The organism is Deinococcus sp. AB2017081, from assembly GCF_034440735.1.
Lineage (GTDB): Bacteria > Deinococcota > Deinococci > Deinococcales > Deinococcaceae > Deinococcus > Deinococcus rufus.
In genome coordinates this window covers 3,054,666-3,069,228 of record NZ_CP140098.1, presented here as the reverse complement: position 1 = coordinate 3,069,228, position 14,563 = coordinate 3,054,666, and the positions used below count along the sequence as shown (strand labels likewise).

14 protein-coding genes are annotated in these 14,563 nt (G+C 66.6%); 12 read left to right on the top strand and 2 right to left on the bottom strand.

What is annotated here, in order from left to right; genetic code table 11:
- The first annotated feature begins 3 nt into the window (after nucleotides 1–3).
- The 7 genes from U2P90_RS14940 to rplT all read left to right on the top strand — a co-directional run bounded on the left by U2P90_RS14940 (nucleotide 4) and on the right by rplT (nucleotide 5,232).
- A complete protein-coding gene (locus U2P90_RS14940) occupies nucleotides 4–270 on the top strand; it encodes a DUF2171 domain-containing protein (RefSeq protein ID WP_322472763.1) in 267 nt (88 codons plus the stop codon).
- 192 nt (nucleotides 271–462) lie between these two features.
- A complete protein-coding gene (locus U2P90_RS14935; protein ID WP_322472762.1) occupies nucleotides 463–1,299 on the top strand; it encodes an alpha/beta fold hydrolase in 837 nt (278 codons plus the stop codon).
- Between the two features lie 103 nt (nucleotides 1,300–1,402).
- Nucleotides 1,403–3,331, top strand: a complete 1,929-nt coding sequence (locus U2P90_RS14930; RefSeq protein ID WP_322472761.1) for an alpha-amylase family protein — start codon at nucleotides 1,403–1,405, stop codon at nucleotides 3,329–3,331.
- Nucleotides 3,328–3,513, top strand: coding sequence for a hypothetical protein (locus U2P90_RS14925; protein ID WP_295814683.1), 186 nt, complete (start codon nucleotides 3,328–3,330; stop codon nucleotides 3,511–3,513). Before U2P90_RS14930 ends, U2P90_RS14925 begins: the two co-directional genes overlap by 4 nt.
- A 205-nt stretch (nucleotides 3,514–3,718) precedes the next feature.
- Complete coding sequence (locus U2P90_RS14920) at nucleotides 3,719–4,534, top strand: GNAT family N-acetyltransferase (protein ID WP_322472760.1); 816 nt, start codon at nucleotides 3,719–3,721, stop codon at nucleotides 4,532–4,534.
- Between the two features lie 138 nt (nucleotides 4,535–4,672).
- A complete protein-coding gene (rpmI, locus tag U2P90_RS14915; RefSeq protein ID WP_184112681.1) occupies nucleotides 4,673–4,873 on the top strand; it encodes a 50S ribosomal protein L35 in 201 nt (66 codons plus the stop codon).
- A gap of 5 nt (nucleotides 4,874–4,878) precedes the next feature.
- Nucleotides 4,879–5,232 (top strand): 50S ribosomal protein L20, encoded by a 354-nt coding sequence (gene rplT / locus U2P90_RS14910; RefSeq protein WP_295814672.1) that lies wholly within the window; start codon nucleotides 4,879–4,881, stop codon nucleotides 5,230–5,232.
- A 72-nt stretch (nucleotides 5,233–5,304) separates the two neighbouring features.
- Here the strand turns inward: rplT and U2P90_RS14905 are convergent, their stop codons facing one another.
- Both U2P90_RS14905 and moaA read right to left on the bottom strand, forming a co-directional pair.
- A complete protein-coding gene (locus U2P90_RS14905; protein ID WP_295814669.1) occupies nucleotides 5,305–5,997 on the bottom strand; it encodes a GntR family transcriptional regulator in 693 nt (230 codons plus the stop codon).
- Nucleotides 5,998–6,126: 129 nt separating this feature from the next.
- The gene (gene moaA / locus U2P90_RS14900; RefSeq protein WP_380101893.1) at nucleotides 6,127–7,143 is read right to left on the bottom strand and encodes a GTP 3',8-cyclase MoaA; all 1,017 of its coding nucleotides are present in this window, start codon (nucleotides 7,141–7,143) and stop codon (nucleotides 6,127–6,129) included.
- 531 nt (nucleotides 7,144–7,674) lie between these two features.
- On the opposite strand from moaA, the gene U2P90_RS14895 reads away from it, so the two are divergent.
- The 5 genes from U2P90_RS14895 to U2P90_RS14875 all read left to right on the top strand — a co-directional run bounded on the left by U2P90_RS14895 (nucleotide 7,675) and on the right by U2P90_RS14875 (nucleotide 14,555).
- Nucleotides 7,675–7,974 (top strand): DUF485 domain-containing protein, encoded by a 300-nt coding sequence (locus tag U2P90_RS14895; protein ID WP_322472758.1) that lies wholly within the window; start codon nucleotides 7,675–7,677, stop codon nucleotides 7,972–7,974.
- Nucleotides 7,971–9,566 carry a cation acetate symporter gene (locus U2P90_RS14890; RefSeq protein ID WP_322472757.1) on the top strand — a complete coding sequence of 532 codons (1,596 nt, stop codon included), beginning with the start codon at nucleotides 7,971–7,973 and terminating at the stop codon, nucleotides 9,564–9,566. Before U2P90_RS14895 ends, U2P90_RS14890 begins: the two co-directional genes overlap by 4 nt.
- A 199-nt stretch (nucleotides 9,567–9,765) precedes the next feature.
- Nucleotides 9,766–11,715, top strand: a complete 1,950-nt coding sequence (gene acs, locus U2P90_RS14885; protein WP_322472756.1) for an acetate--CoA ligase — start codon at nucleotides 9,766–9,768, stop codon at nucleotides 11,713–11,715.
- A gap of 498 nt (nucleotides 11,716–12,213) precedes the next feature.
- On the top strand, nucleotides 12,214–13,455 hold the full coding sequence (locus U2P90_RS14880) for a delta-60 repeat domain-containing protein (RefSeq protein WP_322472755.1): 1,242 nt from the start codon (nucleotides 12,214–12,216) through the stop codon (nucleotides 13,453–13,455).
- A 656-nt stretch (nucleotides 13,456–14,111) separates the two neighbouring features.
- A complete protein-coding gene (locus tag U2P90_RS14875; protein ID WP_322472754.1) occupies nucleotides 14,112–14,555 on the top strand; it encodes a hypothetical protein in 444 nt (147 codons plus the stop codon).
- Nucleotides 14,556–14,563: the final 8 nt, after the last annotated feature.

Sequence of the window (14,563 nt, the reverse complement as noted above, 5' to 3'; positions counted from 1 at the left end):
GTCATGACGCAGAACACCCAGCCCGGAGAGATCAGCGACCGCATCGCCCAGGATCTGAAGGCCCGCCTCGAGCAGAGCGGCGAGCACATGCAGGTCAAGGATGTCAACGGTGAGCACGTCGGCACCGTGGATCACCTCGACGGCGACCAGCTGAAGCTCACGAAATCCGATTCGTCCGACGGTCAGCACCACTATGTGCCCCTGACGCAGGTCGAGAGCGTGGATGATGTGGCCGTGTACCTGAACGTGGAACGCGGCGCCCTCGCCTGAGTCCGTGTCCCTGAAGCGCTCCAGTCTGTGATGGGCTGGAGCGTTCTCCGTGGTCGGGGTCAGCCAGGCTTCAGCTGTGCCCAGCACTTCCTCAGGGCGTCTGAAGTCTCGTCTCAGGCACAGACAGACCGCACGGCCTAGCGTGGAGCACATCGTTCGATGTCGCACGATCGATTTCCAGGAGGTTCCCTTATGCCCACCATCCAGACGAAGCACAGCCACGCCCCCAGCACCGAGCTCTATTACGAGACCTATGGCCAGGGTCGTCCGGTCGTCCTGATCCACGGCTGGCCCCTGTCGGGCCGGATGTGGGAGGCGCAGATCGACGCGCTGCGCCACGCCGGGTATCAGGTCGTCGCCTACGACCGCCGGGGCTTCGGCCAGTCGGGCAAGACAGCGACCGGGTATGACTACGACACCTTCGCGAGCGACCTGAAGGATCTGCTGGACACCCTGAACCTCGACGACGTGACCCTCGTGGGCTTCTCCATGGGCGGTGGCGAGGTGGCCCGCTACGCCGGCCTGTACGGCAACCAGCGTGTCCGCAGCGCCATGCTGGTGGCCTCGGTGGCCCCGTATCTCCTCAAGACCGCCGACAACCCGGATGGCGGCCTGACCGAGGCAGATGTCGAGGGCATGGTGCAGCAGGTCGCGCAGAACCGCCCACAGTTCCTGGCCGGGTTCACGAAGAAGTTCCTGAACTGGGACACACACGCCGCGACGCTCGGCGACGAGTTCCTCGACTTTGCGGCCTCGCTGTATCTGCAGGCCTCGCCGGTCGCCACGCAGGAGTGCGTCCGGGCCTTCGGCATGACCGACTTCCGTCAGGATCTGGCGAAGCTGACGGTGCCGACCCTGGTCGTGCACGGCGATCAGGATCAGATCGTGCCGCTCGAGGCCAGCGGGGCGCGGGTGCCGCAGTACCAGCCGCAGGCGCAGCTGCATGTCATGACCGGTGCGCCGCACGGCCTGAATGCCACGCACGCCCAGGAGTTCAACCAGCTGCTGCTGGACTTCGTCAAGCGCTGAGTTCACGCGTCCGTGGGCGGCCAACCGGCGTGCCCGGCGGGCCGCCCACCCGTGTCCGGTCAGGATTGGAACCCCTTCCAGTATCCGCCGTATGCTGGGAGTCATGCTGAATTCAGAGCTGGGCGCAACGCTCCGTCTGGCCTTCGACGACGACCGCGACGCCGACACCTTTCTGCTGCGCCTCGACCGCTACGGCCCTGAACTGGTCGCCAGCCTGCGGGCCGTGTACGGCGAGCGCACCGACGGGCTGCTGGATACCCTGATTCCCGTCCTGCTGCACGCCTTCCACACCCGACCTGCCGACCTGAGACGGCTCGACGAGGCGCGGCTGCTGCGCCCGGACTGGCTGCAGGGGCCGGATGTGGTCGGCTATGTGGCGTATACCGACCGGTTCGCCGGCACCCTGAAGGGCGTGGGCGAGCATCTGGACTATCTGTCGGGCCTGGGTGTGACCTACCTGCACCTGATGCCCCTCCTGAAGCCCCGCGACGGCGAGAACGACGGTGGCTACGCGGTGCAGGACTACCGCGCCGTGCGGCCCGACCTGGGCACCATGGACGACCTGTCCACCCTGGCCCGCGATCTGCGCGCGCGCGGCATCAGTCTGGTGCTGGATCTGGTGCTCAACCACGTGGCGCAGGAGCACGAGTGGGCCGTCAGGGCCCGCGCCGGCGACCCCGCGTACCGCGACTACTTCTACCTGTACCCGGACCGTATCCAGCCCGACGCCTTCGAGCAGACGCTCCCCGAGGTCTTCCCGGACTTCGCGCCCGGCAACTTCACGTGGAACGAGGACGCGCAGGGCTGGGTGTGGACGACCTTCAACACCTACCAGTGGGACGTGAACTGGGGCAATCCGGCGGTCTTCCGCGAGTTCGTGGACATCATCCTGCACCTCGCCAACCGGGGGGTGGAGGTCTTCCGGCTGGACGCCATCGCGTTCATCTGGAAGCGTCTGGGCACGGACAGCCAGAACCAGCCCGAGGTGCATCACCTGACCCGCGCCCTGCGGGCGTGTGCGCGGATCGTGGCCCCTGCCGTGGCCTTCAAGGCCGAGGCCATCGTGGCCCCCGCCGACCTGATCCACTACCTGGGTACCGGCGACCACCACGGCCGCGTGAGCGACATGGCGTACCACAACAGCCTCATGGTGCAGCTCTGGAGTGCGCTGGCCTCGCGCGACGTGCGCCTGATGACGGCGGCGCTGCGGGCCTTCCCGCCCAAACCGACGAACACGACCTGGGGCCTGTACGTCCGCTGCCACGACGACATCGGCTGGGCCATCAGCGACGCCGACGCCGCGCGGGTGGGACTGGACGGCGCCGGGCACCGGCACTTTCTCAGCGACTTCTACAGCGGCGAGCATCCCGGCTCCTTCGCACGGGGCCTGGTGTTCCAGTACAACCCGCAGACCGGCGACCGGCGCATCAGCGGCAGCGCGGCCTCCCTGGCAGGGCTGGAAGCCGGACTGGAGGCCGGGAGCGACCTGTGGATCGAGCACGCGGTGCAGCGGCTCCTGCTGTCGCATGCCGTCATCCTGGGCTTCGGCGGCGTGCCCCTGCTGTACATGGGCGACGAAGTGGCTGAACTGAACGACTACACCTTCGAGACCACCCCCGAGCACGCCCTGGACAACCGCTGGGTTCACCGGCCCCGCATGGACTGGGAACGGGCCGGCCGCGTGAGCGCCGATCCCTCGACCCCGGCCGCGCAGGTGAACGCGGGCCTGCGTCACCTGATCCATGTCCGCAAGTCCATGCCACAACTCCATGCCAGTGTGGAATCGGTGGTGCTGGACAGTCCCGATCCCTGTGTCCTGCTGCTGCGCCGTGACCACCCGTCCGGGCGCGTCCTGGGCGTCTACAACTTCAGCGAGCACCGGATCCAGTTCCCGGCCTACGCCCTGCGCGACGTGGTGGGCGAATTCGCGCTCGATCACCTGAGCGGCAGCGGCTTCAGCCTGTACCGCCCGACCATCACCCTGGAACCCTTCCGGGCGCTGTGGCTCACGCCCACGCAGCTTGATCTATGAGCCGTCCGAAGCGCTCCTACGTGCCCACCGAGGCCCTGTTCGATGCCGCCAGACGGGCCGCCGACCGGCTGGGTCACCTGTCCCGCGACCCGGATGTGCGACGCGAGGCTGGCAACGTCGCGCAGGCAGTCGGGAAACTTCTCGACGCCATCAGGAAGGCCGGTCAGACGCCGAAACAGTAGGGGCATGAGGCGTGGAGCGGGTAGGTCAAGTGGCCTACCCGCTCCATCTGCGTCCCGGACGGCCCCGCGACCTCGGTACAGTCAGCACATTCCCGGAGGTGCCCCATGAACCAACCCGACCAGTCCTGCGCCCGGCCCGTCGCCTGCTCCACGGTCACCGCCTGCTGAACCCGCCTCGGTGACCGGCCCACCCGAGGTCACCCCCTTGAACAGCGTCACGATCCTGCCCGCCACCCCTGACACCCTGACCGACCTGTACGCCCTGCATCCAGATCCACTGGAGACGGCAAGGCTCCTGGAGACCTACAGAGGCCGGGTGCAGCGCGGCGAGGCCCACCTGTCGGACACGCTGATCCTTCGCACGCCACGCGGCGTCGAGGGTGCGGTCACGTTTGGCCCGGCCCCCCATCCTTACGTCTTTCCGCACGTGCGGGCCGATGCACCGGCCGGAGCGGTGACGGCGTTCCTGACTGCACTGCGGCATGCCCTCTCCCCGGAGCGGCAGCTCGTGCTCGACAGCGCCCGGGCCGATGTCCCGTCTGCCCCGGTACTGGAGGCCGGCTGGGCGCTGGACGACACGACGGTGTACTACGAGACGGATCTGACCCGTGGCACCTTCTCTCCCGATCCACACGCCAGCGAGGGGGATGCCACCTGGCTGGAGCGGGCCGATATCCAAGACCTCCTGACGGTGCTGGGCCGGTCTGATCTCGGCCTCACGCACGGAGTTCAGGCGGGGTGGACAGTGGTCGCCCTGGAGGACGATGGGATGCCGGTGGCGCTGGGAGCCTACGGCCCGGCGAAACCCGGCTACGGCGGCGTGGACATGATCGGCGTCCGGCCAGAACGGCGCAGTCACGGCCTGGGCACCCGGCTGCACCGGCATCTGCTGGCCCGGCTGGGTGCCGATCATGTCCGGCACGGGGGCATGACCTCGGCCGACAACCATGCCATGCGGCGCATCTTCGACAAAGACGGCTCCGTCCACGTCGGAACGCAGTGGTACTTCCGCCAGCCTTGACCCGTTCCCCCGTGCTCGTGTAGAGTTCTCTCTTGGTCAAGTGGGGCAGGGCGACCAACGGCTCCCAGCGCGGAGCGGCCCGCACCCCAGACAGAAGCCTCCAGACCGGAGTGCGACTGGACTAGCAAGGAGGGCGACATGCCCAAGATGAAGACGCACAAGATGGCCAAGCGCCGCGTGAAGATCACCGGCACCGGCAAGGTCATGGCGTTCAAGAGTGGCAAACGCCACCAGAACACCGGCAAGAGCGGCGACGAGATCCGCGGCAAGGGCAAGGGCTTCGTCCTGGCCAAGAGCGAATGGGCGCGCATGAAACTCATGCTGCCGAAGGGGAAGTGAGTTAGATGCCACGCGCCAAGACCGGGATCGTCCGCCGCCGCCGCCACAAGAAAGTCCTGAAGCGGGCCAAGGGCTTCTGGGGCAGCCGCTCCAAGCAGTACCGCAACGCCTTCCAGACGCTGCTGAACGCCGCGACCTACGAGTACCGGGATCGCCGCAACAAGAAGCGCGACTTCCGCCGCCTGTGGATCCAGCGCATCAACGCCGGCGCCCGCCTGCACGGCATGAACTACTCCACCTTCATCGGTGGCCTCAAGCGTGCCGGCATCGACCTGAACCGCAAGGTGCTGGCCGACATCGCCGCCCGTGAACCGGAAGCCTTCAAGGCCCTGGTGGACGCCGCCAAAGCTGGCAAGTAAGGTTCCGCTCCACCCGGATCGCCGCCTCCAGTGATGGGGGCGGCGGTCTTGTGCGGTCGGGCCCCTCGGTGTTTACGGCTCGAAGGTATCCTGGAACGCGTAGCGGTCGCCGCGCACCCAGTAGTTCACGTAGCTGGCCCGCCGCTGGCCACTGTAGGTGGTGCGGCGCAGCAGGAAGGCGGCGGTTCCCAGGGGTACGCGCAGCAGTTCCGCTTCCTCCTGGCGCAGGTTCACCGCCTCCAGATTCTGCTCGACGCGTTGCAGCGGCACGCCGAGGGACACCATGGTCTCGTGGATGCTCTCCACGCCCAGGTTGTGCTCCAGCAGGCCCGGCACCAGCGCCGCATTGATGTACCGCTTCTCGATAACCAGCGCCTCGTCGCCGGCATTCCGCAGGCGGTGGACGAAGATCACCGGGTCGCCGGGCTGGATCTGGAGCACGATGGCAATTTCCGGGGTGGCCTCGATCTGCATGGCCCGCAGCACCGTGGTGCGGTGATCCGGGTGACGCGCCCACTCCTTGAAGGGCCGCACCCGGAACATGCCCTGGCGGAATCTCTTGCCGGTGGGAAAGGTACCGGCCCCCTGCACCCGGTACACGTAGCCCTCGCGCTCGAGTTCGTCGATGGCCCGGCGGGCCGTCATCCGGGAGACCTCGAACTCGCGGGCGAGCTGAGGCTCGCTGGGCAGCGGCAGCCCCTCGGTGTAATGACCCCCAAGCAGGCGGTCTTTCAGAGTCGATTTGATGAGCGGGTACTTCGCCATGCATCCCTCCGGTGGCTTCCGCTCGCGAGCGGCGCTTCATCTCATCTTAAAGTTAGTGTCATGCGGACACAAGGTTGTCTGATCTGTTCCCGGACTGGGGACAACACTGATCGCCGTGACGCGGGACGCTCACCCGCCGATGTGTGACATCTCGATCTTCCCGCGGCGCTCCAGGGTCGCTTCGCCCCGCTCCTCGCTGTACCGGTCGCGGCGGTTCGACCATGTGCCGGCGATGAGTTCACGCAGCCCGTCATCGTCGGCGCCGGCCCGCATCGGCCCCCGCAGATCCACGCCACTGCCGGCGAACAGGCAGGTGTACAGCACGCCCACGGCCGACAGCCGCGCCCGCGTGCAGTCCCCGCAGAACGGCGCACTGACGGACGAGATCAGCCCGATCTCGTGTCCAGCGTCGTCCACGTGCCGCGCCGCGACCTCGCCCACGTAGTTGGGGTCGAGCGGCCGGAACTCGGCCCCCGACCCGTCCGCGCTCAGGCGGGCCAGCACCTCGCGGGACGGCACGACGCTGTCCAGGTTCCAGCCGTTGTGGTTCCCGACATCCATGAACTCGATGAACCGCACCGCGCCCTTCTCGCGCAGGGCCAGCCACAGGTTGCGCAGGCCCGCCTCGTTGACGCCGCGCTGCACCACGGTGTTGATCTTGACACCCAGGCCCACGTGCAGGGCGGCCTCGATTCCGTCCAGAACCTTCTGGGGGTGCGTGCCCAGGCCGTTCATGCGGCCGAACACCTCTGGATCCACGCTGTCGATACTCACCGTGACGCGGTGGAGGCCCGCCGCTTTCAGGTCGGCCGCCATGCGGGGCAGCAGCAGGCCGTTGGTGGTCAGGGCCACATCGTCCACGCCGGGCAGGCGGGTCAGGCGGGCGATCAGCTCCGGCAGATCGCGGCGCAGCGTGGGCTCACCGCCCGTGATCCGCAGCTTGCGAACGCCGAGGGCCACGAAGGCCCGGGCCAGACGCTCGATCTCCTCGAAACTCAGCAGATCGGTGCGGGGCAAGAAGGCGTAGTCCGGGCCGAACACCTCGGCGGGCATGCAGTAGGTGCAGCGCAGGTTGCAGCGATCCGTCACGCTGATCCGCAGATCGCGAAGGGGCCTGGCCAGCTGGTCACGGAGCATTGTGCCCACCATACGCGCTGAGACGTTGGAATTCAGAGGGTGAACCACCATTGCAGCGACCCTGGAGCGCAGGATCACGCCGGCTGCCCTGGCGCGACGCGCCGTGCAGCGCGGTCGCCAGTACGGACGGGGCGGCGCCGCACACGCGATGAGGCTCCGGCCATCAATCGGGCATCCGCCGCAGCCGTCCTTCCGTCCAGACGCCCGGATCGCCGGCCGCCGCTCTTCCCCTTGCCCGTCCGGCAGGCGGGTCTGCTGGCTCCTGCACCGGGCACGCCGGACAGATACATCTAGACATCTCTGTCCCTCAGCCGGGAAATCACAGGTGTTGTCCAGACAGATCATGTCGAGGGCCGTGGCACGGTGAACACGGGATGTCCATCCTGGGCGTGAAATTTTCGGACATCCTCCGCAGCGCTCCTGCGAGGCGATGCACTCTCCATTGATTTTAGGGCCGGTGCCCCCTACGCTGACGGCAGCTCAGACAATTCGGCCCAGGCAACCAGTGCTCGACGTCCGTCTGCACCACAGGAGGCACCCATGACCGTATCCCAGGCACGCCCCGGCCCCGCTCCCACCCGCAACGCGGCGTACCAGCAGCTGGTCGCGCAGCGGAATTCCTTCACCATCACCATGACGGTCACGTTCCTGGTGCTGTACTTCCTGCTGCCGGTGCTGGCCGGATACAACAAGCCGCTGATGGCCACCAAGATCTTCGGCAACGTGACCTTCGGCTACGTGCTGGCCTTCGCGGAGTTCGCCATGGGCTGGATCATGGCCTACATCTACATCGTCAAGGCCCGCACCTTCGACCGTCTGGCGGCCGAGGCCAAGCAGTGACCTTCCTTCTCGCTGCGATCATCGTCGCCATCACCCTGGGCATCACGTTCTGGGCCTCCAGACGCAATACCAGCACGGCGGACTTCTACGTGGCCGGCGGCAAGATCAGCGCCACCCAGAACGGCATCGCCATTGCCGGGGACTACATGTCCGCGGCCTCGTTCCTGGGCATCACCGGCCTGATCTCGCTGAACGGCTACGACGGCTTCATGTACTCGGTGGGCTGGTTCATCGCCTACCTGACCGTGCTGTTCATCGTGGCCGAGCCGCTGCGGAACCTGGGCAAATACACGCTGGCCGACATGCTGGTGTACCGACTGAAAGATCCCAAGGTGCGGATGTACGCGGCGATCTCGACCATCGTGGTCAGCACCTTCTACATGATCGCGCAGGTCGTGGGGGCCGGTAGCCTGATCTCGCTGCTGTCGGGCGGCGTGCTCAAGGCCAATGTCGCGATCCCGCTGGTCGGCGTCCTGATGATCATCTATGTCGTGGTGGGCGGGATGCTGGCGACCACCTGGGTGCAGATCGTCAAGGCCGTCCTGCTGATGTTCGCCACCATCGTCATGACGGTGCTGATCCTGAGCCGCTTCGGCTGGAGCTTCTCGAGCCTGCTGGGGCTGGCCGAGCAGCGCAACGGTGCGGAATTCCTGGGCGCTGGCGTGCTCTACAAGAACCCCGTCGACCTGATCTCGCTGTGTCTGGCGCTGGTGCTGGGCACTGCCGGCCTGCCGCACATCCTGGTGCGCTTCTACACCGTACCCACCGCACAGGATGCCCGCAAGAGCGTCGTGTGGGCCATGGTGCTGATCGGGGCCTTCTACGTCATGACCGCCTTCATGGGCAACGCCGCCAACGTGCTGGTCGGCAAGGACGTGATCGCCCAGGCGAACGCCGCCGGCAACATGGCCGCGCCGCTGCTCGCCCAGGCGCTGTTCGGCGGCGCCGGAACCGTGGGCGGCGAGTTCGGGCTGGCCTTCGTGACCGCCGTGGCCTTCGCCACCATCCTGGCGGTCGTCGCGGGCCTGACCATCAGCGCCAGCACCAGCTTCACGCACGACATCTACAACGGCGTCATGCGCGGCGGGCAGGCGACCGACAAGGAAGAGTTCCGGGTCGCGCGGCTGGCGACCATCGGGGTCGGGGTCGCGGCGATCATCCTGGGACTGCTGGCCCAGACGCAGAACGTGGCCTTCCTGGTGGCTCTGGCCTTCGCGATCGCGGCCAGCAGCAACCTGCCGGTGATCCTGTTCACGCTGTTCTGGAAGAAGTTCAACGCCACCGGCGCGGTGTGGGGCATCACCGGGGGCATCCTGACCTGCCTGCTGCTCATTGCCGTCAGCCCCAACATCATGGGCATCGACCCGCCCGAGAAGACCACCGGCCGCAAGCCGATCCAGGCCGCGCCCCTGATCCCGCTGTCGAACCCCGGCATCATCAGCATTCCCGCCGGCTTCGCCTTCGCGGTCATCGGCACCATGCTGGGGGCCGCGCGCCGCAACGAGGGCGAGGACGAGCGTGCCTTCGAGGAGATGCAGTTCCGCGCGTACACCGGGGCCGGCACCGACGGCACCGTCGCCGCGCACGACTGAGGCTGCTGCCGCCGCCGCGCCTGGAGGTGATCCAGGCGCGGTTTGTCCTGCCCACGGGCCCGGTGTACCGGGTGCAGTACTGCGTCGGTACCATCCGGCCCGAATCCCACCTTACGGGCGATACAGTTCACCCAACGCGAAGGTACAGCCCACGTCAGCCGCTCCAGACGGCGTATTCCGTTCCTGCCCGGAGGTTCACATGACGACCCACCCGTCCGATCACATCGATGCCATGCTGCACGAGAGCCGCGTCATCCCTGCCAGCGACACCTTTGCAGCCCAGGCCCGCGTGACCCGCGAGACCTACGACGCCATGTACCGCCAGAGCATCGACGATCCCGATACCTTCTGGGCCGACGTGGCCGGCGAACTGGACTGGATGGCTCCCTGGACCCAGGTGCTCGACTGGCAGGAACCCCACGCGAAGTGGTTCGTGGGCGCCCAGACGAACATCGCGTACAACGCGCTCGACCGCAACGTCGCGCGGGGCCTGGGCACCAAACGGGCCATCGTGTGGGAGGGCGAGGACGGCGAGGTGCGCACCTACACCTACAGTGAACTGCTGACCGAGGTGAAGAAGGCGGCCAACGCCCTGCTTGGACTGGGCGTACAGGCCGGCGACCGCGTGACCCTGTACCTGCCCATGATCCCGGAGGCGGCGATCTCCATGCTCGCGTGTGCCCGCATCGGTGCCGCCCACAGCGTGGTCTTCGGCGGGTTCAGCGTCTCGGCGCTGTCCGACCGGATCAACGACGCGCAGAGCAAGGTGCTCATCACGGCCGACGGCGGCCTGCGGCGCGGCAACCTCGTGCCGCTCAAGGCGAATGCCGACGCCGCTGCACAGAACGCGCCGGGTCTGGAGCACATCGTGGTGGTGAACCGGGGGGGCAGCAACCCGCCCATGCAGGCGGGCCGCGACGTGTGGTGGCATGACGTGGTCGGGGCCGCCAGCGACGCGCACGAGGCCCTGGCCGTGGACAGTGAGCACCCGCTGTTCATCCTGTACACCTCGGGCAGCACCGGCAAGCCCAAGGGCGTGCTGCACACCACCGGCGGGTACATGGTCGGCACCTACCTGACCACCCGCACCGTGTTCGACCTGCGGGACGACGACCTGTACTGGTGCACCGCCGACGTGGGCTGGGTCACCGGGCACAGCTACATCGTGTACGGCCCACTGCTGAACGGCGCCACGGTCCTGATGTACGAGGGGGCCCCCAACCAGCCCGACTGGGGCCGATTCTGGGACATCGTGCAGAAGCACGGCGTGACCATCCTGTACACGGCGCCCACAGCGATCCGCGCCATCATGCGCCAGGGGGACGAGTACCCGAACCGCTACGACCTGAGTTCGCTGCGGCTGCTCGGCTCGGTGGGGGAGCCGATCAACCCGGAAGCGTGGATGTGGTACTACCGCGTGATCGGCGGCGAGCGCTGCCCCGTGGTGGACACGTGGTGGCAGACCGAGACCGGCTCGATCATGCTGACCACCCTGCCCGGCGCGTACCCCAGCAAGCCCGGCAGTGCCGGCCTGCCCATGTTCGGCGTCGACGCCGCCATCATGACCCGTGAGGGCGAGGAACTCGGCCCGGACGACGGCGGCCTGCTGGTGATCAAGCGGCCGTGGCCCAGCATGCTGCGCACCGTCTATGGCGACGACGCCCGGTATCAAAAGGCCTACTGGGGCGAGATCCCGCACGTGTACTTCGCCGGTGACGGTGCCCGCCGCGATGGCGACGGCTATTACACCGTCATGGGCCGCGTGGACGATGTCCTGAACGTCTCCGGGCACCGGCTGGGCACCATGGAGATCGAGTCTGCGCTGGTCGCCCACCCCAGCGTCTCGGAGGCGGCGGTGGTCGGCAAGCCCGATGACGTGAAGGGTGAGTGCGTGGTCGCCTTCGTCACGCCGCAGGGCGGGCAGACCGTCGATCCGGCCGCCCTGCGCGCCCACGTCAGCAAGGAGATCGGTGCCCTGGCCCGGCCCGACGCGATCATCATCGCCGACGCGCTCCCCAAGACCCGCTCGGGCAAGATCATGCGGCGCTTCCTGCGCCAGATCGCCGCCGGCCGCACCATCGAGGGGGACACCAGCACCCTGGAAGACCCGGCGGTGCTGGAGCGGCTGGCCGCGACCGAGCCAGTCTGACGGGGCCACTCCGGGGCGGTACCGGCTGGCGAAGCCCGGTGCCGCCCCGCTGGATCTGGGGGGCGGCGGGTTCAGAACCTGAGGTCAGTGCCCGACGACGGTCTAGGGTTCCGGCTTCACCACTGTGGAGGCCACCGTTCCATGGCAGCTCCAGGGTCGCGGCCGTCCGCCGCACCACGGTGCTGGCCAGCCCACACCGGTTGCCCACCACATGAAAAGACCCCGACTGAGTCGAGGTCTTGTGTTGGTGGGCGGTATAGAACTTGAACTTACGACCCTTCGGGTGTGAAACGGGCCCTGATAACGGCACTACATTCAGGATGAGCAAGAAATATACCTACGTCTTGACGCTAAATGGATTGAATCTGACCGATAATTAATGAAACAAGCGTAAAAGGGGGCGTGATCAACTTCGCTCGCGCGTCGCCGTTCATCTGGTCATGCTGCGTCTGACAGGTCGGTCATTCACGCGGTCTCCCGACTGCAGCCTGTGGCGTCATGAGGAGAATCATGTACCACTACCAGCGTACGGCCCTGATCATCTGTAGTTCCCTGCTCCTGTTCTCGTGTGGCCGCTCCACCCCACCGGTCGCCGGGATCTCGTCGTCTGCACCCCTGGGTGCTCTGGGGGTCAAGCAGCCGACCAGCATTCCGTTTGACACCACCTTCGACGGGGACGGTATTGCCGTCACGCCCCTGGGGAGCGACCCGGCCGTCAACAGTTCATCGGTCAAGGCGGTGCAGCAGGCCGACGGCCGGATCGTGGCGGCAACGAATCTCGGACAGGATGATGTACAGATCGCCGTCGTGCGCTACAACGCGAATGGCAGCCTGGACACCTCGTTCGGCACCGGCGGTCAGGTCATCTTCAACCCGACCCTTCCGGTACCGGACGGCACACCAGGGGCAGACACTGTCAACGATCTGCTTGTACAACCCGACGGTCGAATTGTCCTGGTCGGTGTGGAAACCTCCACGGGTCGCAATGCCGTGGTGTACCGCCTGCTGCCGACTGGCCAACTCGACCCGACCTTCGGCGCGGGCGGCGTGGCCCGTCTTGAAGACGGCATCGCCGTTCAGGTGCTCCGCCTGTTGGACGGCAGCCTGCTGGTCAGGACAGGCACGGCCCTGACGAAGCTCACGGCGGCCGGCACACCCGACCTCACCTTCGGGACGTCCGGCACGGTGACCGTGTCCAGCAATACCCAGGATCTCGCCGTTCAGTCGTCTGGGCGCATCCTGCTTGGCACCGAAACGGCCATCCTGGGCTTGACGCCGGCTGGCACGCCAGACCCATCATTCGGGACGAACGGCGAGGCCGGCTTCGGCAGCGCCGCCGTCCCCTACTTCCGCTTCCTCGTGCTGCCGGGAGACGGGATCTTCGTCGCGGCCGATGTGTACACCGGAGAGGCGAATCAGGGCACGTTCTTCCGGTTCACCCCACAGGGAACACTCGACACTACGTTTGGTCAGGGCGGCACCGTGGCCTTCGACAGCAGCCTGGGCTTCAGCACCCTGGTTCTGACGCCCAAGAATGACGTGCTGATCTACCCGGCGATCTACGACAAGAACGGGAAGCTGAAGGAATTGTTGCCGTCCAGCACGACCTTCAGGGATACGGGCTTCAGTCGCGGGAGTGCGGTGACGTATCAGCGGGACGGCAAGCTGCTCCTACCGGGGAACTTCACCGCGCCGGGCAGCACCACCTTCACCTTTGCCGTGGCCCGCCTGCGGCCCTGACGCCTGGAGCAGGACACGACCCACAGACACCGCTGCGGGGGCTGACCCTGAGGTGCCCCTCGGCGTCCCTGCCACAGAGGGCGGGAGGTGAGTGACCGCCAGGCGTTCGTGGAGATCCACGAACGCCTGAACTGCCTTGGCAGGGTTATCCGGAGGAACCATGGAGAGCGCCCCGTCTACCTGCAGAACACCCAATCGGTTGCACAGGCGGTTGTACAGCCAGAAATGCAACTCCAAACAAGGACGAGTAAAATGAAAAAACTCCGACTGTATCGGAGTTTCGTTGGTGGGCGGTATAGGACTTGAACCTACGACCCTTCGCGTGTGAAGCGAATGTGGTTATGTTATTGACGAAGTTCGGCTGTTCCTGGGGATGCGAAAACACGCGTATTACAGCGGGAATCTCGACACAGTTGATTCCGGATAACCTCTGAAAAATCCTGTGGGATCGTGTCGGTATTGTGGTTGCCATTGTGGTGATGCGTGTGGGTCGTAGTGAAGGTAAAAGCACAGACTCGTTGTCTTCGATCCCCAATACTGTTGGGGACGTAATGACCCCAGACCCTACCGCGACTAAGACGACAGGTGACGACGTGCAGATGCCGGACAGCGCTGCACGTGGGTCGTCAGTGACCTCACCGCGGAGGGAGGAGGACGTGATCCTCAAGGTGGGTCTGGTACTGCAGCGTCACGCGAGCGTGCTGGCCTGCCTGCGCCTTGAGGCGTGCGATGAGCGGTGGTACCAAAGGGCTGACTTCGCGGATCTGGTCGCCGCTGCCGAGGACGAGATCTGCGACAACGCGAGTCTGTTCGGCTCGGATCCCTCCAGCCTCTCCGGGCTGAGCAACCACGAGCTCCTCATCCACCTGCTGTACTACTCGGCAGCCGGCGTTCGACCGCTCGTGACGGCCGTCCTGCAGGTGATGCGCAGCCGCCGTAGATCGCTGGAAGTGCTGCTGCGGCGGCTTGTGGCCGACGGCTACCGTGATTACCTCGACCGCCTGGTCGAGCCGGTAAGGTTCGAACCCCCTCTGCCGCGCAAATACCACCACCGGCCGCATCCACCGTGCGCACCGATGGCTCCACCGCTCCAGGCCTGATCTGTCGA